Here is a 22,342-nt window from a genome sequence, read left to right on the forward strand (position 1 = left end):
CGAACGTGGGAGCATTGCTCCCGTTCGGAGGTTCTCCGCGACGTCTTCGACGAGGCCATTTCACGAGGCAGTTCCCTGGACGATTGGGCATGCATCGCGGAGCTTCGCCGGTAGCTGGTGGCTGGACCCGTCGGCGCACCCTTTCAGAGCCATCACTCCCAGGTGGCCGTGTCGGGGTCGATGCCCGCGGCGCGCGCGCTCTCGTCGATCGCGCGGCTCAGCCACGCCGCCAGCCCCGGCCGCACCGCGTCGTAGTGCGCGGAGAAGCGCGGGTCGGCGACGTACATCCGCCCGAGGCACACCTGCATCTGCCGCGTGACCGGGAAGAACTGCGAGAGCAGGGTGCGGTGTCGCTCGACGAGGCCGTCCGCCACGGCATCCCCGGGCATCGCTCCGCCACCGACCGCGGCGCCCAGCTCGATCTCGAACGTGGTCATCGCCTCGGTCACCGCGGCCCAGTCGCCGGCCGAGCGCGACGCCGCACGCTCGGCGTACTGCTGCCACTGCGCCGATTGTCCGTAGGCCTCGCGCGCCTGCGCGGGCCACTCGGTATTCCAGTCGGGGCCGAAGATGTCGCGCTGTTCGTCCTCGGAGAGCAGGATGCCGCGCTCCTGCGCCTCGATCATGCGGGCGAGGTCCTCGTCGAGGTCGTTGAGCTGGGCGATCCGCTGCGCGAGCTGGGCGCGCTGCACCCGCAACTGGTCGGCGACATGGCCCCCCGGCTCATCGAGAATGGCCCGGATCGCGTCGAGGTCGAGCCCGAGCTCGCGGTACACGACGATGCGCCGGAGGCGTTCGACATCGGCATCCGTGTAGAGCCGGTAGCCGGCCCGCGATCTCGCTGCAGGGCTCGCGAGGCCGATCTCGTCCCAGTGGTGGAGCGTCCGCACGGTCAGGCCCAGGCGCGCAGCCGTCTCGCCCACCGGCAGTCCGTCGTCAGACATGGGACTCATTGTCGTCGGTGCCGATGCCGACCGCGCGGAGGGTGCGGCCCTCGACGCTGTCGGGGTCGAACACCTTGCCCGCCGTGAAGATCACGCGGGTGTTCTCGGGGGTGATGACCTCGATGTCGCGGGTGTTCCACATCGTGTCGCGCGGGTGGGCGTCGACGCCGAGGGCGCGGAGGGCCTCGGCGATCGGATCGATCTGGTCGAGCACGCAGGCGAATCTCACGCTCGCGGCCGGGGCGGTGTCGGCCGGTGTGCCCGCGACGAGGAGCACGTCCTGGAACGCCCACCGGCGCAGGTGCGTCATCTGCCTCGGAATGCCGAACAGCTCGAAGAAGCCGAGGCCGCGGGTCCAGAAGTCGATGGATGCCGCGAGATCGGCCGTCGGAATCGTCACGAACATGGGCATGCCGTAGATGCCGCGGAACAGGGGCGGGGCGACGGCGTCGGGTCCCGGGGCAGGGACGGGGCTGATGTCGAAAGCGTGGGGAAGGTCGGTCATGAGACCACGATCGAGCCTGACGTCGCGTGAGGGTCAAGCCCGGGATGCGATCCGATTCTGCAATGTTCGGATGGTCGATCCCAGGATGCCGCGGGCCAGCAATCCGCCGGCGACGAACGGACCCGCGGCATCCTCGCCGACCGGTGGAAGCTGACGGAGGGCGGCGCGGACCGCCGGTGTCATGCGCTGCAGTTGCCACTCGATCTCGGCATCCGCCTCGTCGGGCCGGTCGATGCCGACGGCTTTCACGGCGTAGGCGGCGGCGCCCAGGGCGTGCGCACCCATGTGCGCGACGCCCGACGCCTGCGCCGCCGACCGGGCCGCCGCGATCGCGGCGGGCGAGGTGACCGAGGCGGCGGCGCGGCCCGCAACGAACCGGCGGCGGATCTCGCCCGCCGAGTCGAGCTCACCGCGGGCGTAGGCGCGGGCCCGCGCGATGGCGTCACGCGGGCGATCGTCGTCGGGAGCCTCGCTCTCGAAGAGAGGGAGCACCCGTTCGGCGCAGTCGGCCGCCCACGCGGCGACGAGGCGCCGGTCGGGCTCGCTCAGGGTTTGCGGGGAGAGCATCTGCCCATGCTGTCACCGGGGCTGTTCGCGCGGCGGCCCCGGGCGGCGGCGGGGCGGGGAGAATGGCGTGATGACACGTCGCGCGAAGAAGCCCGCCGCCACCGTTCCCTGGATCGTGATGGTGCCGTTCGCGGTGTCGGGCGTCATCCACCTCGTGCGACCCGGCGTGTTCACGCCGATCATCCCGCGGGCGCTGCGCCGATGGGATCGGCCGCTCGTGGTCGTGTCGGGCATCGCGGAGCTGGCATGCGCGGTGGGGTTGGTCGTGCCTTCGACTCGGGCCGCCGCGGGGCGAGCGAGCGCGGTGGTGCTGGCCGGCGTCTGGCCCGCGAACATGCAGATGAGCATCGACCTCGGCCGCCGGGCAGCGCGCCGCCGCTCCCCGAAGGCGTGGGCGGCGTTCGCCGTGTCGCTGGTGCGGCTGCCGCTTCAGGTGACGTTGATCCGGCGGGCGCTGCGGGCCTCACGCTGATCCTGGTCTTCGTCGCGGCGCCGACGCGATGCGCGGTCAGACCCAGACGAGGAATCCGAGGATCGCGACTGCGACGGCCAGCAGCAGCAGAACCAGATTCATCGGCACCACCCGGGCTTCGCCTCGACGCAGGTGGAAGATCACGGCGCCCAGCTGCACGAGCGCGAGCCCGATGGCGGCGACGGGCCCCAGCACCGGAGCGATGCCCGTGAGCGGCGGCAGGATCAGACCGAGCGCTCCCAGCACCTCGACCACACCGATGACGCGGACGAGCGGCAGCGATACGTCCTTCGCCCAGGCGATGCCCCCGGCGACAAGGGCATCGGGAGAGCGGAAGGCCTTCATACCCCCGGCGGTGAGGTAGGCCAGGGCGAGCAGACCGGCAATGATCCAGTAGGCGATCGACATGAGTGATTCCTTCGGTTGTGGTGTGGTGATGACGGGTGGAACAGTGGTCAGCGCGGCGCCCGCGCGTTCCAGATCAGCGGCGCCTGACGCAGCCAGGTGTCGTCCTCCAGGGAGTCGAGAAGGAACCGGGCGACGTCGGCGCGGCTGATGGTGAAGCCCGGCTTCGCCTGCTCCATCTGAGCGGCGCGCACCGGCCCGCGAGGGGTGGCATCAGACAGTGCGACGGAGCGGACCATGACCCACTCGGCATCCGAAGCACGAACGTCGGCGTCGACGCCGTGGTGGTCGTTGTAGCCGTGGCGAATGCCGGAGCTCTTGATCAACGCTTTGAACAGCAGGTTGAACGAAGCCCAGGAGTCGCCGGCGCCCATGGTGGAGGCGACGGCGATGCGACGGATGCCCTTCTCTCTCATGACCGCGAAGGTGTCGCGGGTGGCATCCGTCATGAAGCTCGGCGGGCTCACCGCCTTAGACCAGGGGTTGTCGCTCGCGCGTGAGTTGTTGAGCGCACTCACGACCGCATCGGCGCCCTCTGCCGCCGAGAACGAGGACGGTGGTCACAGAAGAGTCCTTTCGGGGCATACGCACTGATGGTGTGGCAACATATCTTTCAGTCGGTAATCAGGAGCGGCGGGGGCGAAAGATGGCGTCAGCGAGGACGATCAGCGGTCCGTGCCGGGCATGGCCGGCCGAGAGCGACTTCATCCGCGAGGTGCTCGACCGCATCGGCGACAAGTGGACAGTGCTGGTGGTGAGCACACTCGGCGGCGGACCATTGCGCTATTCGGATCTGCAGGCGAGCATTCCGGGCATCTCGCAGCGGATGCTGACCGTCACACTCAAGGCCCTTGAGCGTGACGGCTTGCTCACCCGCACGGCCTACCCCGAGGTGCCGCCGCGGGTGGAGTACGAGCTGACAGATCTGGGGCGGTCGCTGCTGGACGCCGTCATGGCGCTGGCCGGCTGGGCGGCCGCCCACCACGAGACCGTGGCGGCGAACCGCCGCGATCACGAGGTCACGGGTGTCGGCCGCGTTGGGGCGCATGCCATTCTCGCTTCCGTCGGCCAATAGCGCTCGCTCTACTTCTTGACGACCAGCTCGTGCACCGCGCGAGTGTGATGCATGTCCCAGTACAGGGGGGCGATGTCGGCGGCGGGGAGGAAGTCGAGTCCGGGCGCGGGTGCGTGCTCGGCGATCATGAGCGCGATGGCGACATGGGCGACATGGACGCCGCTGCCGGCGAGGGCCTGACCGAGGTTGAGCGCCCAGTTGCGCAGTGCCGCACCACCGGCGGTGACGTTGCCGTACTGGGCAACCGGGTACATCGATCCGGCGCCCGTGGTGAACAGCAGCGTGCCGGCACCGATCGCGAGCATCTCGGGCAGAACGACGTCGGCTGCCGTCATGGCGCCGTACAGGTAGTACTCGATCTGCGGCTGCACGTTCTCCGGGGTGGCTTCACGGATGTCGACGGGAGCCAGGGGACCTGCCGACGCGTCGGCCGGCGAGTACTCCAGCACGTCGATGCCGCCGAAGTGCGCCGTTGCGGCGGTCAGCGCTGCGCGGAGGGTGGGCCGGTCGAGCACGTCGGCGGCGAAGCCGGCGGCAGTGATACCGTCGGCGGCGAGTTGGGCGACCAGGCTGTCGAGCTTCGCCTGGTTGCGGGAGATGAGCGCGACGTCGAATCCCTGGGCACCGAAGCTGCGCGCGATAGCGAGTCCCAGGCCGGAGCCGGCTCCGATGATGGCGATGGTGGGCACAGTCTTCCTCAGATTCGTCAGTGTGTGGGGGTCGGTGGGTTACGGGCGGGTGGCTGTGGGCAGGGCGCACGCTTCACCGTTGGGATCGCACGCGGCCGCGGCGGGGTCGCCGAAGGTGAGCAGGACGGGCTTCGCGGTGTCGTCGGTGCTCATGCCACACCGTCCGTGGCGTCTGTCACGAGGTTGTCGAGCACCTGCCCGTATGCCTCGACGGACTGGGCGCCCGACGCGGCGAAGCGGCGGTCGAAGACGGTGAAGGGCACGCCTTGGATGCCGAGTGCTTGACCTTCATGGGTGTCGGCGCGCACGGCATCGGCGTATTCGTCGCTGGTCAGCACCGTGCGAACGCGGTCTGCCGACAGCCCCACCTCTGCGGCGACCTGTGCGAGCACCTCGGCATCGAAGGGGTTGATCTCTCCGGCGAAGAATCGGTCTTGCACTCGGGAGAAGAACTCGAGGCCCTTGCCCGCCTCCTCGGCGTAGTGCACGACGCGATGGAAGTCGAAGGTGTTGGCGTTGAGCCGGTCGAGCGAGAAGGGCAGACCCTCGCGCTGCGAGAGCGCCTGAATCTGACGCTCGGCTTGAAGGACGACGTTCGCGTTGCCGCCGTGCGAGCGGATGAAGGCGCTCTCGATGGTCTCCGGTGTGTGCGGCGCGTTCGGGTTGAGCTCGAACGAGCGCAGCTTCACCTGGAACCGATCGGCATCCGCGCGGGAATCAATGGCTCGCTGCAGTCGATGCTTACCGACGTAGCACCACGGGCAGCTGAGATCCGCCCACACCTCGATGACGATCGGGGCCGCCGCATTGGTCTCCTTGGACGACATGATCATTACCTCACTTCTGATTCGTAACCACATTGTGAGTGAGTAGGGTGAGGCCTACAAAAGGCACTTCGAGGTGCGTTTCGTGAGGGCTCAGAGTCGCCGCCCGCTCCTGCGGCGGTGGTCCCTGGCTATGCGATACTTCCCGCATGTCGACACCGCCGCCGGACTTCCCTTCGTCTGTGGCTCCGGGCGATCAGGTACCCGTGAGGCCATCCACATCAGGTGCCCGCATCGCCGACGTGATCGCCTCGGTGATCCTCATGGTCGCCGGCTTCCTCTGCTTCGCGGTGCTCGCATTCATGTCGCTTTTTCTCGTCATGATGTCGGACGGGTGCTTCGGTGACCGGTGCAACACCGGCCTCATGTCGGTGGGCTGGCTGATCGCTCTCGGCGTGCCTCCCGTCGTGTTCCTCGCCGCGGCGGTGTGGACGATCATCCGCCTCGTCCACCGCAAGATCAGCTGGTGGGTTGCGGCGGTCGGCGCGGCGTCGGGAGTAGCGATCTGGTTCGCGGGCGTAGGCATCATGAACGCGAGCCTCGGTCGCTGACCCTCGAGGCTCGAACTACCCCTCGGGAGCAGTTCACGTGGCGACAGATCCCGACGTCTTCACGTGGAACGTGAATGCGACTCCTACCCGAAGTCCCCCGGGGCCATGTCGGTGAAGCGCGAGAAGTGGCCCTGGAAGGCGACGGTGATCGTGTCGGTGGGGCCGTTACGGTGCTTCGCGACGATCAGGTCGGCCTCGCCAGCGCGAGGGCTGTCCTTCTCGTAGGCGGCCTCGCGGTGCAGCAGCACCACCATGTCGGCATCCTGCTCGATCGAGCCCGACTCACGCAGGTCGCTCAGGGCCGGCTTCTTGTCGGCGCGCTGCTCGGGACCACGGTTCAGCTGCGACAGCGCGATCACCGGCACCTGCAGCTCCTTCGCCAGAAGCTTCAGCGCACGCGAAAACTCCGAGACCTCCTGCTGACGGCTCTCGACGCGCTTGCCCGACGTCATCAGCTGCAGGTAGTCGATGACCACCATCTTCAGACCCACGCGCTGCTTGAGCTTGCGGCACTTCGCGCGGATCTCGACCAGCGTCATGTTGGGGCTGTCGTCGATGTACAGCGGCGCGTCGTTGATACGCCCACGGGTCGCCGCGATCGTCGTCCAGTCGCGGGAGTCGAGCGTGCCCTTGCGCATGCTCTGCAGCGGAATGGCGCCCTCGGCGCTCATCAGACGCATCGCGATCTCGCTGCGACCCATTTCGAGCGAGAAGACGATCGTCGGCTGCTGCGCCTTGATCGCGGCGGCCCGCGCGAAGTCGAGCGCCAGCGTCGACTTACCCATGGCGGGTCGCGCCGCGATGATGATCATCTGGCCGGGGTGCAGACCGTTGGTCAGCTGGTCGAGACCCGAGAAGCCGGTGGGGATGCCGGTCATCTGACCGTCGCGGCCGCGCGCGGCCTCGATCTCCTCCACCGCGGCATCCACCGCGATCTGCAGCGGCACGTAGTCTTCGGCCTGCTCCGCGCCGGTGACCGAGTAGATCTCCGCCTGCGCGTTGTTGACGAGGTCGAGCGCATCGCCCTGACCGTTGTAGCCCATCTGCACGATGCGCGTGCCGGCCTCGACGAGCCGCCGCAGCAGCGCCCTCTCGCGCACGATCGACGCGTAATAGGCGGCGTTGGCCGCCGTCGGCACGATCGAGGTCAGCGAGTGCAGGTAGTCGGCACCGCCGGATCGCTGCAGGTCGCCGGTCTTGATGAGCTCGTCGGTCACGGCGACGACATCGGTGGGCTCGCCGTGCGAGTACAGCGAGAGGATCGCCTCGAAGATCAGCTCGTGCTTCGGCACGTAGAAGTCGGTGCCGCGAAGGGCCTCGATGACATCGGCGACGGCGTCGCTCGACAGCAGCATGCCGCCCAGTGTGCTCTGCTCGGCGAGGAGGTCGTGCGGCGGCGTGCGCTCGGGGCCGCGGCTCTCCAGGGGTCCACCGAAGCGATCCTCGGAGATGTCCGCGATCGACATGCAGTCCCCTTCACACGCTCGATGACCGGTCCCGCCGCGAGACCACACGTCACGTTAGGCACGGGTTCCGACAGTCGCAAACAGGCCTGTGGATAACTCTGTGGATGATCTGCGCGAAACGCCGGACACCCTGTGCACAGTACCTGTGGAAACACGCCGACCAACCTCAAGATTCGCCGTCAGAAATACCCTTTGACCTGGTTTTTTAAGATTCACAACCTGTGGATGCGCAATGTGGTTGAAGTACCGCTTGAAGGTTGACGCCGTGGGTGAGGGTTGGGGACAACCATGGGGATGAATGCGCCCTTGTCAAGTCGAGATGTCCGCCCCGGCGCGTCGGAAGTTTCGAGACAGGGGTCTGGACACGAGTGATATATCGGCGTATCTTCTCTGTTCCAGGCACTCCATGGGTGTCGGCGTGCGCCGGCATCCCGACACATCGTCGTGGGAGGTGAACATGGCAACAATCGCAGTCCCCCCGCTGCGCCGCGGACGATCGACCACCGAGTCGACACGGCGATGGGCGATGCTGGGCGCGCTCGGTGTCGGAGCCGCGTTCGCCTGGTTCGCCATCTCGCTCTTCTCCGGTCCGTCGGCCCACGCCGCCGACGACACGGACAACCCCCTGGGCTCCCTCGTGAGCGGCGTTTCCAGCACGCTCTCGAAGGTCACCACGCCCGTCCTCGACCCGGTTGCAGAGATCCTCTCTCCCGTCGCCGAGACCGTCGCCCCCGTCGTCGAGAGCGTCGCTCCGCCGGTGGGCGGCATCGTCGACTCCGTCGCCCCCGTCCTCGAGCCGCTCGCACCGGTCGGCCAGGTCGTCGCCCCCGTCGGCTCGGCGGTCGGCGAGATCGTCAGCCCCCTCGCACCCGTTCTCGCGCCGGTCACCGGCGCGGTGAAGCCCATCGTGGATGCCGCGGCCCCCGTCACCGACGCCGTGAGCTCACTTCCGGTCGTCGGCGAGCTCGTGACCCCCATCACGAGCGTCGTCGTCCCCCCTGGCGGGGCCCCGGCATCCTCCTCCGACCCCTCCGCGCCTGCCGCGGGAACTCCCCCCGCCGCGGCCGCTCTGGCCGTGCTGTCGGCCGCGTGGGATCAGACCATGCATGGCGTCGCGACCACGACGACGGCGGCCGCACTCTCGCTCGGCAGCGCCGTTACCTCGTTCGTTCCGGGCGCGGCCGCTGTGGCATATCCGGCAGCGCCCGGCGCTCCCGGCGGCTGGGGACTTCTCGGTCCCACCCTGGACGCCACCTCGTTCTTCTCCAGCGGAGCTGGATTCTCGTTCGGCGCGGGCGCCGTGCTCGCCTTCGGTCTGTTCGCTGCACACCGTGCCTGGGTGCTGCGACGCCGACCGGAGGACGACTCTGCCCTCCCCGCGCCGGTGTTCGCCACCGACGTCTCCCCTGACTGACGGGGGTTCGGCCGCCTTCCGAGCGGCACGATCCCGCGCGCTGTGCGCGCATACCCCCCAACACTCTCAGGAGAGAAGTCATCATGAACACCAACCTCAAGCGCGCCCTGTGGGGCACGCTCCTGGCCGGAGGCATCACGCTCTTCGGCGCAACGGTCGCTCAGGCGGCCGAGACAACGGGTGACGACGGTCTGCTGTCGGGCACCCAGGGGCTCATCTCCGTCGCGGTGCCCGTCACGGTCGCCGGCAACGGCATCTCGGTGCTCGGCGACGCCACCAGCACCGACGCGCAGACCTCGACCCCGGCGATCTCGGTCGGCGGCGGTGACGCGTCGACGAGCGGTTCCGACGGCGCCGGCTCGGGCACCCAGGCCCTCATCGATGTCGTCCTGCCGGTGACGCTCGGCGGCAACGCCGTCTCCGTCCTCGGTGACGCCGAGAGCACGGATGCCGCGACCTCGCAGCCCGCTGAGGCGCCCGCCGCGACGCCGGCTGCACAGGAGGCTGCCGCACCCACCACGAGCGGAAGCGACAGCATCCTGGGCGGCACCCAGGGCGTGGTGAACGTCGCGGCCCCGGTGACCGTGGGTGGCAACGCCATCTCGGTGCTCGGCGACGCCGACACCACCAAGGCCACCACGACGGCCCCCACCGGCACCGGAAGCGGCTCCACCGACGGCGCCACCACCAACGGCACGGACGGCATCCTCGGCGGCACCCAGGTGCTCGCACCGATCACCGCACCCGTCACCGCCGGCGGCAACGCCATCTCCGTCCTCGGCGACGCCGACACCACCAAGGCCACCACGACGGCCCCCACCGGCACCGGAAGCGGCTCCACCGCAGGCTCCACCACCAACGGCACGGACGGCATCCTCGGCGGCACCCAGGTGCTCGCCCCGATCACCGCACCCGTCACCGCCGGCGGCAACGCCATCTCCGTCCTCGGCGACGCCGACACCACCAAGGCCACCACGACGGCCCCCACCGGCACCGGAAGCGGCTCCACCGCAGGCTCCACCACCGACGGCACGGACGGCATCCTCGGCGGCACCCAGGTGCTCGCCCCGATCACCGCACCCGTCACCGCCGGCGGCAACGCCATCTCGGTCCTCGGCGACGCCGACAGCACCGACGCCACCACCACGGCCCCCACCGGCACCTCCGGCACGACGACCGGCGGCTCCACCACGAGCGGCCTGGACGGCATCCTGGGCGGCACGCAGCTGGGCCTGCCGATCACCGCGCCGATCACGCTCGGCGGCAACGCCGTCGCGGTCGTCGGCGACGCCACCACGACGGGGCCGACCACCGGCAACCCCGGCAACCCGGGTAACCCCGGCAACCCCGGCAACCCCGGCAACCCCGGCAACCCCGGCAACCCCGGCAACCCCGGCAACCCCGGCACGCCGACCACCGGCGGCACCCCGATCACCGGAATGGTCGCCGCGAGCGGCCCGGTGAAGACCCTCGCCGTCACCGGCGGCGTGCTCGACACGCTGCCGCTGGTCGGCGGGCTGCTCGCCCTCGCGCTGGGGGTGATGCTCACCGCACGCCGCCGCAGCCGCACCGAATGACCCCCGACGGGAGGGGCCGGCGACCGTGCCTGGCACCGGCCCCCGCACCGTCAGGGCGTAAACGACGGATGCCGTGACCTCACCTTGGGGGAGGTCACGGCATCCGTGCTGCGTTTCGACGAGGCGCTGCGCGCCTCGCTCAACGACCGGGAAACCCGGCGGGTCTTACTTGGCGGCGACCACCTGGAGGGTGATCACAGCGGTGAGGTCGTCGCGCAGACGCACGGTCGCCTCGTGCTCACCGACGGCCTTGATGGGCGCGGTGATGTGGATCTTGCGCTTGTCGAGGTCACCGAAACCGGCTGCCTTGACCGCGTCGGCCACGTCGGCGGTCTTGACCGACCCGAAGAGGCGGCCTTCCTTGCCGGCCTTGACCGACAGCTTGACCTTGTTCGACTCGAGGGTGTCCTTGAGCGCGACGGCCTCTTCGTGGTCGTGGATCGCACGGGCGTCACGGGCGGCGCGGATCGACGCCACCTGCTTCTCGCCACCGCGGGTCCACGCCACAGCGAAGCCCTGAGGGATGAGGTAGTTGCGGGCGTACCCGTTCTTGACCTCGATGACGTCGCCGGCGCTTCCGAGCCCGGCAACCTCGTTCGTGAGAATCAGCTTTGCCATGATGGGTGCTCCTTAGCGGCCAGCGCCGGCGTAAGGCAGGAGCGCCATTTCGCGGGCGTTCTTGATCGCCTTGGCGATCAGACGCTGCTCCTGCACCGAGACACCGGTGATACGACGGGCGCGGATCTTGCCGCGCTCCGAGATGAACTTGCGAAGCGTTGCGACGTCCTTGTAGTCGATGACGCCGACGCGGATCGCCTTCGCGGGAGCGGCGTTCTTCGCGCCCTTCCGCGGCTTACGGCGATCGCCGGTAGCCTTTCCAGCCATTGTTTTCCTTAGATGTGAGCGGATGCCGAGGCATCCAAGATTTTCTGCGTGAGGGTTTCGACTCGGCCCTCCGGGCCTCGCTCAACCCCCGGCGGCGACGATCAGAAAGGAGTGTCGTCGCCGTAGGCGCCGGGTGCGCTCCAGGCGTCGGGTGCGGCAGAGCCCGGGGTCGCCCACGGCTCCTCCTGCTGCACCTGCTGCGGGCGCGACTGCTGGCCGCCCCCGTAGTTGCCTCCGCCGGAGGCGGCACGCGTGACCTGAGCCGTGGCATACCGCAGCGAGGGGCCGATCTCGTCGACCTCCAGCTCGATCGCGGTCCGGTTGTTGCCCTCGCGGTCCTGGTAGGAACGCTGCTTCAACCGACCGGTCGCGATGACACGGGAACCCTTCGTCAGCGAACCGGCGACGTGCTCGGCGAACTCGCGCCACACCGACGCGCGGAGGAACAGCGCTTCGCCGTCCTTCCACTCGTTGGCCTGACGGTCGAAGTTGCGCGGCGTCGACGCGATGGTGAAGTTCGCGACGGGCAGGCCGTTCTGCGTGTAGCGCAGCTCGGGGTCTGCCGTGAGGTTTCCCACGACGGTGATGACGGTCTCGCCGGCCATCGTCCTTACGCCTTCGCTGCCTTGCGGGCGGCCTTGGCCTCGGCGCGCTCCTTCTCGGCGGCGACCTGAGCGATCGCCTCCTCGGCACGCAGGACCTTGGTACGCATGATCTGCTCGTTCAGCTTGAGCTGACGGTCGAGCTCCTGCGTGGCCTCGCTCGTGGCGGTGAAGTTGACGACGGCGTAGATGCCCTCGTTCTTCTTCTGGATCTCGTACGCCAGGCGACGCTTGCCCCAGACGTCGACGTTCTCGATGGAGCCACCGTCTGCGGTGATCACCTTGAGGAACCCGTCGAGCTTGGGGGCGACCTGACGCTCGTCGATCTCGGGGTCGAGGATGACCATGAGCTCGTACTGGTGTGAGTGCGTCACTAACCCACCTCCTTCGGACTAGAACGGATGCCGGGCATTTCCCGGCATCAGGAGGGTTGATGCACGTGCCCGGACTCTATTCCGCAACGGAACGCAGACGGGCAACCACAACAGTCTACCCGACGACCGCTACGCTCATGGACGACGGGGGCGACGGAAGGACGGTGGATGCCGGGCACGCACGTTCCCGCGCGCACGGGCGCGGTCCTGACCGCGCTGCTGATGGCGGCCGCGGTCTGCAATCTGACCACCGGCGGCGCCAGCGTCGCCCTGCCCGACATCGCCGGCACCTTCGACGCCCCGCAGACGACGCTCAACCTCGTCGCTCTCGGCACAGGGCTGGGGCTCGCGATGACTGTGCTGTACGCCGGCGCCCTCGGCGACCGCTACGGCCGCGTGCGGCTGCTGTGCATCGGACTGATCGGTCTGCTGATCGCCGGCACCGCGGCAAGCCTCGCCCCGACGATCGAGTTCCTCATGGGCGCCCGCGTGCTCACGGGTATCGCTGCGGGCTGCGCCTTTCCCACGACCCTCGCCCTCATCACCGCCCTCTGGGCGGAGGGTCCGGCCCGCGTGCGCGCGATCGCCCTGTGGACGGCGACCGGGGCGGTGGCGACGGTCGCCGGCTCGGTGATCTCGGGCGCACTCGTCGTCGCCTTCGGCTGGCGCATCGCCCTGCTGCTGCCCGTGCCGGTCGCCGCCGTGGCACTCCTCATCGCCGCGCGCGCGATTCCGCGCGGCGTGGCGGAGTCCGACGAGCCGGTCGATCACCTCGGCGGCATCCTGTCGGTCGTCGCCGTGGCCGCACTGGTGCTCGGTCTCGGCGTCGTCTTCGCCCCGGGGGAGACGGGTGCGGGGGTGGGCCTGCTCGTCGCCGCGGCGGTGCTGATCGCCGCCTTCGCGGCGCGCCAGCTGCGGATCGCGGCGCCCCTCTACGATCTGTCCATCGCGCGGCGGCGCCTGTTCTGGGTCCCGGCCGTCGCAGGCACCCTCGCCTTCGGCGCGCTCGTGGGGGCGATGTTCGTCGGTCAGCAGTACCTGCAGAACATCCTCGGCTACGACGCGCTGCAGGCGGGCGTCGCACTCATCCCGGCCGCGATCGCGCTGCTCGTGTGCGCACCGCTGGCGGCGATCCTCGTCGAACGCGGCACGCGGATGGCGATGATCGTCGGCTACGTCGTGCTCATCGCCGCCTTCGGCACGATGCTCGCGTGGAACGAGACCACACCGCCGGTGATCGTCGCGCTCGCGTTCGCCCTGGTCGGCGGGGGTGCGTCGTTCGTGATGACCGCGGCATCCCGCTCCCTGACCAGCAGCACCCCGGTGCGCCGCGCGGGCATGGCCTCGGCGACCAGCGACCTGCAGACCGACCTCGGCGGTGCGGTGATGCAGGCGCTGCTCGGCGCCGTGCTCGCCGGCGGGTTCTCGCACGTGTTCGCCGGGCTCATCGCCGCCTCTCCCGAAGCCGCATCGCTCTCCGACGACATCACCCGCGCCTTGCAGGCGTCGTACGCGTCGGCCGCCCACGTGGCCGCCAACAACCCCGCCTACGCGGCGCAGATCCTCGAGGCGGCGCGGTTGAGTTTCGTCGACGGCGCCTGGGCGGCGTACCTCGTCGGCGCCGTCGCGCTCGTGGTGGGACTGATCGTGGTGACCGTGGGCCTTCCGGGGGTCGCCGTCGAGAAAGAGTTGCGAGGCCGTTATCGCGACGAGGACGCGCTGACGGCGCCCTGAAAGCTCGCCCGGGTAGCGTGGCGATATGAGCACGCCCGCGGCATCCTCAGCCTTCGACGCGCGACCGCTCATCGAGCCCGCCGATCGGGCGACCGTGCGCGCCTACGTGCGCGACCTGCGCGCGAGTGGACGGGCACCGGCGTCGAACATCGCGTCGCGGGCCGTCTTCGCCGTGCTCGCCGTCGTGGCCGTGCTCTTCGTCTTCGGGTCGACGGTGATCGGTGTCGTGGGCGGCATGACGACGGCATCCGGGGGCGGGTTCTCGCCCTTCCTGATCGCGCCGATCCTCGTGGTCGTCGGTGTGGTCGCGGTGCTCGCGACCGCGCTGGTGCGCATGTTCGGCGCCCGCACGGGGGAGCGGTGGTGGCGCCTCGACCGCTTCGCGCGGGCCAACGCGATGACCTGGTACCCGTCGGTGTCGAACCCACCGCTGCCGGGAATGGTGTTCGGCATCGGACACGGGCGCATCGCGAGCGACGTGGTCCGCGGCGAGAGGCCGCGCTTCGTCGAGTTCGGCAACTATGTGTACCGCACGGGCTCGGGCAAGAACGAGTCGACGCATCGGTGGGGCTACGTCGCCGTCAAGCTGTCGACCCCGCTGCCCAACATCGTGCTGGATGCCGTCGGCAACAACAGCCTGTTCGGCTCCAACCTGCCGGCCGCGCTCGACGGGTCGCAGCGGCTGAGTCTGGAGGGCGACTTCGACCGCACCTTCACGCTCTACTGCCCGTCCGGCTACGAGGCCGACGCGCTCTACCTCTTCACGCCCGACATCATGGCGCGATTCGTCGACCACGCCGCCGCCCTCGACATCGAGATCGTCGACGACTGGCTCTTCCTCTATACGCCGCGCGAGGCGTCGACGCTCGACCCTGCCACCTGGGCCTGGCTGTTCTCCGTGGTCGCGGCCCTGCTCGACAAGCTCGCCCAGTGGGAGCGCTGGCGCGACGACCGCCTCGCCGCACCGGCGACCGGCGCGGCCGTCCCCGCGCGTGACGCGGCGGGATCGGCGGCACTCCCGTTCGCGGCGCCCGCGGCATCCCTGGGTCCACCGCACGGCGTCGCGCCGGAGGGCAGACGGCTGCGGCGGCGCGTGCCGTGGGCCGCGATCATCGTGATCGGCGCGGCGCTGCTGCTGATGCTGTTCGGCCCGCTGGGCGTGTTCGCCTCGATCATCGAGAACCTGTCGAACTGAGACCGCCGTTGCACGTGAAACGGTGCGCGCCGGCGGCCGCGCGACGACCGGCTCAGGCTGCCGGCAGCGGCGCGAACAGGTCGACGGCGTTGCCGTCGGGGTCGAGCACCGTCGCGTAGCGCTGACCCCAGAACGCGTCGAACGGCGGAACGTGACCCTCGTGGCCCGCGGCGACGAGGGTGGCATACGCGGCATCCACCTCTGCCGGACTGTCCTTGACGAACGCGAGCGCGATGCGGTGTCCGCCGGACGCCGGCTGGTAGTCGGGGTCGAAACTGCGGATCGTCTCCACCGTGTCCCACGCCAGAGCGACGCCGCCGTCGAGGGTCGCGTCGACGTGCGGAGCGTCGTCCTGATCGTCGGCGATCGGCACGCCCAGCGCCCGATAGAACGCGAGGGATGCCGCCATGTCCCGCACGACGATGCCGATGAATCCGAGGGTTGCTGTCATGGCGTCAGGCTATGGCAGGCCGGAGACACTCACCCTCGAGCGCCCCGCGTGCACAACTCCGCCTGAACCGCGCAAGCCAGCGCCGCACGCCCGCGCCGACGCCGTCCAGGCGGAGTTACGCACGCCACGCGGGACCGGGGGCGGGGCCGCGGCCGCGGATGCCGCGGCTTCAGCCGCGGGCGGCGCGCCAGGCCTCGCGGCGGGCGGCCTGCTCAGCGGGATCGGGCACCGGCAGCGAGGCGATGAGCGTGCGGGTGTAGTCGTCCTGCGGGTCGCCGAGCACGCGCGCGGTCGGCCCGGTCTCGGCGATGGTGCCCTTGTGCAGCACGACGACGCGGTGGGCGAGCATGTCGACGACCGCGAGATCGTGCGTGATGAAGAGGGTCGCGAAGCCGAACCGCTCCTGCAGCTCGCCGAACAGCTCGAGCACGCGCGCCTGCACCGACACGTCGAGCGCGCTGGTGGGCTCGTCGGCGATGAGCAGCTTCGGATCGAGCGCGAGACCGCGGGCCAGCGAGGCCCGCTGGCGCTGCCCGCCCGACAGCTCGTGCGGGAAGCGGTCGCCGAACGCCTTCGGCAGCTGCACGGCCTCGAGCAGCTCGTCGACGCGGTCGCGGGCATCCGCGGCATCCCGAGCCCCGCCGTGCACGATCAACGGCTCGGCGACGTTCTGGGCGATCGTCAGCAGCGGGTTGAAACTCGTCGCCGGATCCTGGAACACGAACCCGAGGTCCTTGCGGTGGGGCCGGAACGTACGCTCCTTGACCCCGTTCATCTCGACGCCGAGCACCCGCAGCGAGCCGCCGGTCACCGGCGTGAGCCCGGCGATCGCGCGGCCGATCGTGGTCTTTCCCGAACCGCTCTCGCCGACCAGGCCCACGACCTCCCCGGGCGCGATCGAGAAGCTGACCCGGTCGACGGCGCGGAATCCAGCGCGACGCAGGCGCCCCGCGTACTCGATGACGAGGTCGGATGCCGCGACGACCGGCGCCGCCTCGGCGGCGCCCGCCGGCAGCTGGCGGTCGATGACCTCCAGCCGCGGCACGGCGGCGAGCAGGCGCTTCGTGTAGTCGTCGCGAGGCGCGGCGAACAGCTCCGAGGCGGGCGCGGTCTCGACGACCTCGCCGTTCAGCATGACCGCCACCCGGTCGGCGAGGTCGGCCACGACGCCCATGTTGTGCGTGATCAGCACGATCGCCGTTCCGTCTTCGTCGCGCAGGCGCCGCAGCAGGTCGAGGATCTCGGCCTGCACCGTGACATCGAGCGCCGTGGTCGGCTCGTCCGCGATGATCACGGTCGGATCGAGCGCCAGCGCCGTAGCGATGACGATGCGCTGCTTCTGCCCGCCGGAGAACTGGTGCGGGTAGTCGTCGACGCGCCGCTCGGGCTCGGGGATGCCGACACGACCGAGCATCTCGATCGCCCGCGCACGCGCCTGCTTCTTCGTGTACCTGCCGTGGGCGCGCAGGCCCTCCGCCAGCTGCCACCCCACGGTGAAGACGGGATTGAGGGCCGTCGAGGGCTCCTGGAAGATCATCGCCGCCTTCGTGCCCCGCACCCGGCGCATCGCCTCGCGGTCGAGGCCGATGACATCTGTGCCGTCGAGCACGACCGCGCCCTGGGTGAGGGCGGTCTCGGGCAGCAGGCCCAGAATGCTGCGCGCGGTGACGGTCTTGCCGCTTCCCGACTCGCCGACGATCGCCAGCACCTCGCCCGGGCGTACGTCGAGACTCACCCCTCGCACCGCGTGCACGTCGCCGCCGTCGGTGGCGAAGGTGACATCCAGGTCGCGGATGTCGACCGCCCGTGCGTCGGAAGACGTCGCCGCCATCACTCCACCTCTCCCATGAACTCGCGCGAGGCCGGCTCGCTCGCCGCGACGGCATCCGCCGGAGTCGGTGCCGTCTTCGCCGAGCCGGCCCGTCGCCGCGCGCGCAGGCGCGGGTCGGCGAGGTCGTTGAGGCTCTCGCCGATGAGGGTGATGCCCAGCACCGTCAGCACGATCGCGATGCCCGGCGGGATCGCGGTCCACCAGATGCCCGCGGCGACGTCACTGATGGACTTGTTGAGGTCGTAGCCCCATTCGGCTGCGGCCGTGGGTTGGATGCCGAAGCCGAGGAAGCCCAGCGCGGCGAGGGTCGAGATGGCCTCCGACGCGTTGAGGGTCACGATCAGCGGCAACGTGCGCGTGGAGTTGCGCAGCACGTGACGGAACATGATGCGCGGCGTCGACGCGCCGATCACCTTCGCCGACTCGACGAACGCCTCACCCTTGATGCGCACGACCTCGGCGCGGACGACGCGGAAGTACTGCGGAATGAAGACGACGGTGATGGATGCCGCCGCCGCCAGGATTCCCGGCCACAGTCCGGACTGGCCCCCGCTGATCGCGATGGCCACCACGATCGCCAGCAGCAGCGTCGGGAACGCGTAGATCGCATCGGCGACGACCACGAGCGTGCGGTCGACCCACCCGCCGAGATAGCCCGAGACCAGACCCAGCAGAATGCCGATGAACACCGACAGCGCGATCGCGACGATCACGACGTACAGCGCGGTCTGCGCACCCCAGATCACCCGGGAGAGCACGTCGTAGCCGCCGACCGTCGTGCCCAGCAGATGCGCTGCGCTGGGCGGCTGCTGCGCGCCGAAGTTGCCGTCGGGCCCGTCCAGCTGCGCGTAGCCGTAGGGGGCGATGAGCGGCGCGAAGATCGCGCAGAACACGAAGATGCCGGTCAGCACGAGGCCCGCGACGAGCATGCCGCGCTGCAGGCCGACGCTCTGGCGCAGCTGGTGGACGACCGGCATCCGGTCGATGAGGCGAGACTTCGTCATGTTCGCATCCCTCCTCAGTACCGGACCCGCGGGTCGATGAGCGCGGCGATGATGTCGACGGCGAAGTTCGTCACCGCGACGATGATGGCGATCATCGCGACGATCCCCTGCACGGCGACGAAATCGCGCGAACCCAGATACGCGGCCAGCTGGAAGCCGAGACCCTTCCACTCGAAAGTCGTCTCGGTGAGCACCGCGCCGCCGAGCATGAGCGCGATCTGCAGCCCGATGACCGTGATGATCGGGATGAGCGCGGGCTTGTACGCGTGCGTGCGCACCAGGCGTCCCTCCCGCACGCCGCGTGAGCGAGCCGCGTCGATGTAGGGCATGTTGAAGGTGCCGATGACGTTCGTGCGCACCAAGCGCAGGAAGATGCCGGCGGTGAGCAGACCCAGCGTCAGCGCGGGCAGCACCGCGTGCAGCAGCACGTCCTGCACGTAGGCGGGGTTTCCGGAGGCGATGGCATCGATGAGGTAGATGCCGGTGCCGCCGTTACGTCCGATGGCCAGCTCGGTGCGCACGCTCGCGCGCCCCGAGATGGGCAGCCAGCCGAGCCAGACCCCGAAGACGAGCTTGGCGACCAGGCCCGCGAAGAACACCGGCGTCGCGTAGAAGAGGATGGCGCTCACGCGCAGCACCGCGTCGGGCCAGCGGTCGCGCAGCGCCGCGGCGACGAGGCCGAGCGGGATGCCGACGATGAAGGCGACCACGAGCGAGTACAGCACCAGCTCGAGGGTCGCGGTGCCGTAGGTGGCGATGACCTGCACGACCGGCTGATTGTCGGTGATGGTCGTGCCGAAGTCGAAGGTGAAGATGCGGCCGAGGTACTCGATGTACTGCACGATGATCGGCCGGTCGTAGCCGGCCTCGTGGATGCGCTCGGCGAGCTGATCGGCCGGCAGCCGCCCGCCGAGAGCGGCGGTGATCGGGTCGCCGGTGAGGCGGATGAGAAAGAAGACCAGCGTCACGAGGATCAGCACGGTCGGGAAGATCAGCAGGAACCGGATGAGGATGTACCTGCCGAGCGCGGAACCGGATCCGGTCTTTCGGACCTCCAGCGCGGGAGGCGGCTCGGCGACGGAGGATGCCGCGACGGTGCTGGTCATGGATGCCTACTCTACGGATGAAGTGCGTTTCGACGCGCTGCGCTCGCTCAACGACCGGGGGTGTGATCCCCCGGTCGTTAAGCGAGGCGCGTTGCGACGAGTCGGAACGCCCGGACGCGTTACTTCGTGATCGGTGCGAAGCGCAGCTTGAACGACGCGTCGAGCGTGACGCCCTTCACGTCGGCACCGGTCACCGCGACCTGAGCGCCCTGCAGCAGCGGCACCGTCGAGAGGTCCTTGGCCACGAGGTCCTGGATCTTCTCGATGTCGGACGTGCGGGTGGCGGCATCCGTTTCGACGGCCTGCTTGAGGATCAGGTCGTTGACCTCCTGGTTGACGTAGTGGTTGCCCAGGAAGTTCTTCTCCAGGAAGAACGGCGTCAGGTAGTTGTCGGCGTCGGAGTAGTCCGGGAACCAGCCGAGCTGGTAGGCCGGGTAGACGTCGGCGGTGCGGTCCTTGGAGTACTGCACCCACTCGGTCGACTGCAGGTTGACCGTGAAGAGGCCGTCCTTCTCGAGCTGCTGCTTGACCAGCGCGTACTCGTCACCCGACGACGGGCCGTAGTGGTCGGGGCTGTACTGCAGGCTCAGCGCGACGGGCGTCGTCACACCGGCCGCAGCCAGCGTCGCCTTCGCCTTGTCGGCGCTGGGGCCTCCGTTGCCGTCGCCGTAGAGACCCTTCAGGGCGTCGGTCGCCCCGGCGAACCCGGCCGGGACGTACGAGTAGAGCGGGGTGTACGTGCCCTTGTAGACCTGGTCGGAGATCGTCTTGCGGTCGATCAGATCGGCCACCGCCTGACGGACGGCGAGCGCCTTGGCCGGGTCGGCCTCTGCGGTCGTCGCACCGTACGGCTGCGTGTTGAAGTTGAAGACGATGTAGCGGATCTCGCCGCCCGGACCCTCGACGACCTTGACCTTGTCGTTGCCCGACAGGTCGGCCACGTCGGTCGACGACAGGCTGCGGTAGGCCACGTCGACGTCGCCCTGCTGGACGGCGAGCTTCAGGTTCGACGACTCGGCGAAGTAGCTGAGCACAGCGCCCGAGTTGCTGGGCGCGGCGAGCAGACCCTTGTAGTTCTTGTTGGGCGTGAACTCGACCGTCTTGTTGAAGTCCCACTTCGTGATCGAGTAGGGGCCGCCGAAGGCGTCGGCCTTCACGATGTCCTGGTCGGGCGTGACGGCATCGGCCGAGAAGACCTCCTCATCGACGATCGCGCCCGGGAAGGACGTGAGGATGAAGGGGAAGACCTGGTCGTTGTCGGTCTTCAGCTTGAAGACGACAGTCGTGTCATCGGGGGTCGAGACGCTGTCGAGGTTGTACAGCAGGCTCGATGCACCGTTGGGGTCGGCGATCTTCAGGTTGCGGTCGAACGAGAACTTCACGTCGGACGAGGTCAGGTCGTGGCCGTTGGCCCACTTCAGGCCCGCCGGCAGCTTCACCGTGTACTCGTTGGGCGCGGTGAACTCGGCCGACTCGGCCAGGTCGGGAACGACCTTGTTGGAGTTGTAGTCGGTGTTCACCAGGTACGGGAAGACCTGGGTCTGCACGGCGAGCGAGCCGTTGTCGTACGAGCCGGCCGGGTCGAGCGTGGTGACCTTGTCGGTCGTGCCGATGATGATGGGGCCGGATGCCGCGCCGTCGGTCGATCCGCCCGTGTTGCCGCCGCCGGCGCAGCCGGCGAGGAGCAGCGCGGAGACGGCGAGCGCGCCCGCTGCCAGCGCGGTGCGTGCGCGGGCGGAGCCCGGCGAACTGAAGTGCAGTGCCATGTGTGAGTACCTCTGCTGTATGTCGGTAGGCCCCGCCAGGCAGGCGGGACTCAGGTCGCTATCCTGTCGTGCACATCGCCGATCTGCCTCGTGATCGCGCTTTTTGTAACAGGAATGAAACCCGGCACCACTGCGCGTGACGCGGGGTTTCGCCGGCCGACACCGACCGCGACGGTCAGAGGTCCCGCGCGGGCGGCGGGCCGGGCGGGAGCAGACCGTCGTCGCGCGCGGCCTGGGAGAGCTCTGTCTTGGTGCGCACGGGACGACCGACGGCGGCGTACTTGGCCTTCACCCGGTTGAGGTATTTGCGGGCGGTGTCGCCGCGCACGCCGAGGCGATCGGCGACCTCGCTGATCGTGAGACCGGAGGCATAGAGCACCATCAGACGCGACTCCTGCACGCTGAGGGCGGGGCGTACCGCGAGCGCGTCGAGCGTCGCGCGCGTGCGCGGCGACCAGGCGCGCGCACCCCGCCGCACCGCATCGACGACCGCCAGCACGACACCCTCGGACTCCCGCGAGGACACGATGCCCTCCACCCCGGCATCCATCAAGGTCCGGACGACGTGGTCGGGGGCGTCGGCGGTGAGGGCGACCACGCGCATTCCGGCTCGTCGACAGGCAGCGAGGGCCGACAGGTCGGTCTCGACGCGGTCGGTGACGACGAGGAACAGCACCTGCGACGGGTGCGTGCCCGCCGGGCGGCGCGCCACGACCTCGCCGACCGTGGCGGCTTCGGCGACCACCCGCATACCCAGGCGACCCGCCAGCAGCTCGCGCGCATGCGCCCTGCGAGCGCTCGATGGGTCGACGATCGTCACGCGCCGCAGCGCCGCACCCGCGGAAGCGGTCATGTCTCCTCCTTGCGTCCCTTCGAAGAGAGTGCGAAACCGACGATTCGTCACG

At 69.6% G+C, this 22,342-nt stretch carries 24 protein-coding genes and 1 pseudogene; 7 read left to right on the forward strand and 18 right to left on the reverse strand.

Going from position 1 to position 22,342, the window contains the following annotated elements; all coding sequences use genetic code 11:
* Positions 1-152: 152 nt before the first annotated feature.
* From CEP17_RS09995 to CEP17_RS10005, 3 genes are read right to left on the reverse strand one after another with little or no spacing between them, the layout of a single operon-like run.
* Positions 153-944, reverse strand: a complete 792-nt coding sequence (locus CEP17_RS09995) for a MerR family transcriptional regulator (RefSeq protein WP_112932136.1) — start codon at positions 942-944, stop codon at positions 153-155.
* Positions 937-1,449 carry a VOC family protein gene (locus CEP17_RS10000; protein WP_112932137.1) on the reverse strand — a complete coding sequence of 171 codons (513 nt, stop codon included), beginning with the start codon at positions 1,447-1,449 and terminating at the stop codon, positions 937-939. Before CEP17_RS10000 ends, CEP17_RS09995 begins: the two co-directional genes overlap by 8 nt.
* A 33-nt stretch (positions 1,450-1,482) precedes the next feature.
* Positions 1,483-2,016, reverse strand: a complete 534-nt coding sequence (locus CEP17_RS10005) for a putative immunity protein (protein WP_112932138.1) — start codon at positions 2,014-2,016, stop codon at positions 1,483-1,485.
* A 70-nt stretch (positions 2,017-2,086) separates the two neighbouring features.
* Between CEP17_RS10005 and CEP17_RS10010 the strand changes: the two genes are divergently transcribed.
* The gene (locus tag CEP17_RS10010) at positions 2,087-2,488 is read left to right on the forward strand and encodes a DoxX family protein (protein WP_112932139.1); all 402 of its coding nucleotides are present in this window, start codon (positions 2,087-2,089) and stop codon (positions 2,486-2,488) included.
* Positions 2,489-2,524: 36 nt separating this feature from the next.
* Here CEP17_RS10010 and CEP17_RS10015 read toward each other — a convergent pair whose 3' ends face one another.
* Together CEP17_RS10015 and CEP17_RS10020 are read right to left on the reverse strand one after the other, a co-directional pair.
* The gene (locus CEP17_RS10015; RefSeq protein WP_016463883.1) at positions 2,525-2,896 is read right to left on the reverse strand and encodes a DoxX family protein; all 372 of its coding nucleotides are present in this window, start codon (positions 2,894-2,896) and stop codon (positions 2,525-2,527) included.
* Between the two features lie 47 nt (positions 2,897-2,943).
* Positions 2,944-3,426: pseudogene (locus tag CEP17_RS10020) on the reverse strand (NAD(P)H-binding protein); the annotation flags it as partial.
* 113 nt (positions 3,427-3,539) lie between these two features.
* Here CEP17_RS10020 and CEP17_RS10025 point away from each other — a divergent pair.
* Positions 3,540-3,968: a helix-turn-helix domain-containing protein gene (locus CEP17_RS10025; protein WP_016463881.1), complete on the forward strand. Its 429-nt coding sequence runs from the start codon at positions 3,540-3,542 to the stop codon at positions 3,966-3,968.
* An 8-nt stretch (positions 3,969-3,976) separates the two neighbouring features.
* Here CEP17_RS10025 and CEP17_RS10030 read toward each other — a convergent pair whose 3' ends face one another.
* Together CEP17_RS10030 and CEP17_RS10035 are read right to left on the reverse strand one after the other, a co-directional pair.
* Complete coding sequence (locus CEP17_RS10030) at positions 3,977-4,657, reverse strand: SDR family NAD(P)-dependent oxidoreductase (protein WP_036319543.1); 681 nt, start codon at positions 4,655-4,657, stop codon at positions 3,977-3,979.
* 149 nt (positions 4,658-4,806) lie between these two features.
* On the reverse strand, positions 4,807-5,490 hold the full coding sequence (locus tag CEP17_RS10035; RefSeq protein WP_239498498.1) for a DsbA family oxidoreductase: 684 nt from the start codon (positions 5,488-5,490) through the stop codon (positions 4,807-4,809).
* Positions 5,491-5,687: 197 nt separating this feature from the next.
* Between CEP17_RS10035 and CEP17_RS10040 the strand changes: the two genes are divergently transcribed.
* On the forward strand, positions 5,688-6,032 hold the full coding sequence (locus CEP17_RS10040) for a hypothetical protein (RefSeq protein ID WP_162722433.1): 345 nt from the start codon (positions 5,688-5,690) through the stop codon (positions 6,030-6,032).
* 83 nt (positions 6,033-6,115) lie between these two features.
* On the opposite strand, the gene dnaB is transcribed toward CEP17_RS10040, so the two are convergent.
* Entirely contained in the window at positions 6,116-7,498 is a 1,383-nt protein-coding gene (gene dnaB / locus CEP17_RS10045) for a replicative DNA helicase (protein ID WP_036288932.1), read from the reverse strand.
* A 457-nt stretch (positions 7,499-7,955) separates the two neighbouring features.
* Between dnaB and CEP17_RS15335 the strand changes: the two genes are divergently transcribed.
* Together CEP17_RS15335 and CEP17_RS10055 are read left to right on the forward strand one after the other, a co-directional pair.
* Positions 7,956-8,912, forward strand: coding sequence for a hypothetical protein (locus CEP17_RS15335; protein WP_112932942.1), 957 nt, complete (start codon positions 7,956-7,958; stop codon positions 8,910-8,912).
* Positions 8,913-8,995: 83 nt separating this feature from the next.
* Complete coding sequence (locus CEP17_RS10055) at positions 8,996-10,489, forward strand: chaplin family protein (protein ID WP_162722434.1); 1,494 nt, start codon at positions 8,996-8,998, stop codon at positions 10,487-10,489.
* A gap of 165 nt (positions 10,490-10,654) precedes the next feature.
* Here CEP17_RS10055 and rplI read toward each other — a convergent pair whose 3' ends face one another.
* The 4 genes from rplI to rpsF all read right to left on the reverse strand — a co-directional run bounded on the left by rplI (position 10,655) and on the right by rpsF (position 12,323).
* Complete coding sequence (gene rplI / locus CEP17_RS10060) at positions 10,655-11,107, reverse strand: 50S ribosomal protein L9 (protein WP_036319540.1); 453 nt, start codon at positions 11,105-11,107, stop codon at positions 10,655-10,657.
* Between the two features lie 12 nt (positions 11,108-11,119).
* Positions 11,120-11,374 carry a 30S ribosomal protein S18 gene (gene rpsR, locus CEP17_RS10065; protein ID WP_005054609.1) on the reverse strand — a complete coding sequence of 85 codons (255 nt, stop codon included), beginning with the start codon at positions 11,372-11,374 and terminating at the stop codon, positions 11,120-11,122.
* A 101-nt stretch (positions 11,375-11,475) separates the two neighbouring features.
* Positions 11,476-11,979, reverse strand: coding sequence for a single-stranded DNA-binding protein (locus tag CEP17_RS10070; protein ID WP_036319539.1), 504 nt, complete (start codon positions 11,977-11,979; stop codon positions 11,476-11,478).
* A 5-nt stretch (positions 11,980-11,984) separates the two neighbouring features.
* On the reverse strand, positions 11,985-12,323 hold the full coding sequence (rpsF, locus tag CEP17_RS10075) for a 30S ribosomal protein S6 (protein ID WP_036282987.1): 339 nt from the start codon (positions 12,321-12,323) through the stop codon (positions 11,985-11,987).
* Between the two features lie 195 nt (positions 12,324-12,518).
* Between rpsF and CEP17_RS10080 the strand changes: the two genes are divergently transcribed.
* Both CEP17_RS10080 and CEP17_RS10085 read left to right on the forward strand, forming a co-directional pair.
* On the forward strand, positions 12,519-14,084 hold the full coding sequence (locus CEP17_RS10080; RefSeq protein WP_112932142.1) for an MFS transporter: 1,566 nt from the start codon (positions 12,519-12,521) through the stop codon (positions 14,082-14,084).
* A 25-nt stretch (positions 14,085-14,109) separates the two neighbouring features.
* Complete coding sequence (locus tag CEP17_RS10085; RefSeq protein ID WP_112932143.1) at positions 14,110-15,279, forward strand: hypothetical protein; 1,170 nt, start codon at positions 14,110-14,112, stop codon at positions 15,277-15,279.
* A 52-nt stretch (positions 15,280-15,331) separates the two neighbouring features.
* Here the strand turns inward: CEP17_RS10085 and CEP17_RS10090 are convergent, their stop codons facing one another.
* The 6 genes from CEP17_RS10090 to CEP17_RS10115 form a co-directional block, all read right to left on the reverse strand.
* Entirely contained in the window at positions 15,332-15,730 is a 399-nt protein-coding gene (locus CEP17_RS10090) for a VOC family protein (RefSeq protein ID WP_112932144.1), read from the reverse strand.
* Between the two features lie 169 nt (positions 15,731-15,899).
* Positions 15,900-17,561 carry an ABC transporter ATP-binding protein gene (locus tag CEP17_RS10095; protein ID WP_112932145.1) on the reverse strand — a complete coding sequence of 554 codons (1,662 nt, stop codon included), beginning with the start codon at positions 17,559-17,561 and terminating at the stop codon, positions 15,900-15,902.
* Positions 17,561-18,565: an ABC transporter permease gene (locus CEP17_RS10100; protein WP_036319534.1), complete on the reverse strand. Its 1,005-nt coding sequence runs from the start codon at positions 18,563-18,565 to the stop codon at positions 17,561-17,563. Before CEP17_RS10100 ends, CEP17_RS10095 begins: the two co-directional genes overlap by 1 nt.
* 14 nt (positions 18,566-18,579) lie before the next feature.
* Positions 18,580-19,671: an ABC transporter permease gene (locus tag CEP17_RS10105; RefSeq protein WP_036319533.1), complete on the reverse strand. Its 1,092-nt coding sequence runs from the start codon at positions 19,669-19,671 to the stop codon at positions 18,580-18,582.
* 119 nt (positions 19,672-19,790) lie between these two features.
* Positions 19,791-21,437: an ABC transporter substrate-binding protein gene (locus CEP17_RS10110; protein WP_112932146.1), complete on the reverse strand. Its 1,647-nt coding sequence runs from the start codon at positions 21,435-21,437 to the stop codon at positions 19,791-19,793.
* A 175-nt stretch (positions 21,438-21,612) separates the two neighbouring features.
* Positions 21,613-22,290 (reverse strand): response regulator transcription factor, encoded by a 678-nt coding sequence (locus CEP17_RS10115; RefSeq protein ID WP_112932147.1) that lies wholly within the window; start codon positions 22,288-22,290, stop codon positions 21,613-21,615.
* Between the last annotated feature and the right edge of the window lie 52 nt (positions 22,291-22,342).

The organism is Microbacterium sp. PM5, assembly GCF_003293595.1.
Classification (GTDB): Bacteria; Actinomycetota; Actinomycetes; order Actinomycetales; family Microbacteriaceae; genus Microbacterium.